Source organism: Acetobacter tropicalis (genome assembly GCF_001580915.1).
GTDB lineage: Bacteria > Pseudomonadota > Alphaproteobacteria > Acetobacterales > Acetobacteraceae > Acetobacter > Acetobacter tropicalis.
Genome location: NZ_LHZQ01000067.1, coordinates 1 through 1,414, shown reverse-complemented (window position 1 = coordinate 1,414; position 1,414 = coordinate 1). Strand labels below are relative to the sequence as shown.

General features: G+C 59.3%; 2 protein-coding genes. Both read left to right on the top strand.

The window, feature by feature from the left end; all coding sequences use genetic code 11:
- Positions 1-324 precede the first annotated feature (324 nt).
- Entirely contained in the window at positions 325-1,092 is a 768-nt protein-coding gene (locus AD944_RS00445) for a hypothetical protein (protein WP_045541531.1), read from the top strand.
- 138 nt (positions 1,093-1,230) lie between these two features.
- Entirely contained in the window at positions 1,231-1,410 is a 180-nt protein-coding gene (locus AD944_RS00440; protein WP_061474622.1) for a hypothetical protein, read from the top strand.
- The last annotated feature ends 4 nt before the right edge of the window (positions 1,411-1,414 follow it).

Sequence of the window (1,414 nt, the reverse complement as noted above, 5' to 3'; positions counted from 1 at the left end):
AAAAATCCTGCATAAAAATGACTACAGACCAAGGCACCCCAGGTGCGCGTTGCCGGATTTCGACGAGTGACACCACAGCCGTCGCTGGCTGGCCACAACAGCGCCTCGCGCACTGCCGTCTGCATGACGGAAGGTCATAACAGAAGACTTTCGATGTCGTCTGTGTCTGCAGATGCGGGCTGAAGTGCATTCGGACAGGGAGGCATCCTCGGTTCTGAGGGCTGGCGATGAAGGGACTGGTCCCTTCGTTCCCAGAGAGAAGGATGTGGCGTTTGGGCCTGTGTGCTCCCGCCGTGTCCTTCCTCGCCTTTCAGGACATGTGTCATGACACGAATTTCGTCTTCCTTTTTCTCTCCCGCCTCGCCGGTCAGTGCGTTCCGCTCTGACGGCGTGGGACAGCTCACGTCTCTTCGCCTGCGTCTGCTCAGCTGGTGGCCGGTCAGACCCATGACTGGATTTACCGAGGGCAGCCGCTTCGTGGTCGTGGTGCAGAATATCCTGTGGACCCCGCTCACAGTTTCTACTGTATGGGATTACGTCCGCACGATGGAACTGCATCACGACGCCAGCGGACGGCTGTGCTTCGATGAACCGCTGGTCTTCGCCGAAGAGGGCATGGACGCACCGAATGCCATCGCCGTCTTCAACTATCATTTTCTGCGGCGCTTCCTTGCAGATGATGATCCGGCTCTGGTCCTGCCGGGCCTGTGCCTGCATCGCGCGGCCCGGGAACTCTGGCCGCACCTGATGTTCCACACGCCGATGAGTCTGATCGTGCATGCCGCCTCAAGCGGCAGGCTGGCGGGTCTGGCACCAGAAGACCTGCTGGGACTGACAGACCCGCAAAGGGATCTGATGCTGTTCGATGCCCTGAGCCGGCAGATCAATCCGTCGGAGCTGATCTGCCTGTCGGCCTCCACAGCGGTGGATGCTGCCCCTGTGATCAACGGTCTGGCTGTTGACCCGCACTGGTTCAGCACGGAGTGCGCGCCCGGCTACAGTCTGCAGGCGGGGCTGGAGCATCTCGGTGTGCTCGAATGTCCTGAAGAGGATGATCTGCTGCCGTTCGATCTGTCTTGCCGGGGCCACTGACCGCTTTTTCTTCCTGTCTTTCGAACACCTGCTTTTTTCATGGTCTGCCCCAGACGGCTTTTGCGGTCACCGGACGCTTCAGAGCGGACCGGTGCCGCACTGCGTCTGCAGGGCAGGCAGGAACAAGGATTATCCCTTATGTCTGCCGAACATTTCTCTCTGTCCCGAACTGGCCTCGACCGGCTGATCGATGTCTGGCTGCAGATGCACGACGTGCTGCTGCCGGCTCTGTGTGTCGCCCGCGATGACGGTGTCGACGCGGAAATCTCACAGAAGGGTTGTGCATCGGGTCGAATTATGAAAAAGTCTGTTTTGTAGAAAA

What these genes read in the sequence shown, in the direction of transcription:
- AD944_RS00445 (WP_045541531.1), top strand. Translation starts at nt 325, where the DNA reads ATGACACGAATTTCGTCTTCCTTTTTCTCTCCCGCCTCGCCGGTCAGT.
- AD944_RS00440 (WP_061474622.1), top strand. Translation starts at nt 1,231, where the DNA reads ATGTCTGCCGAACATTTCTCTCTGTCCCGAACTGGCCTCGACCGGCTG.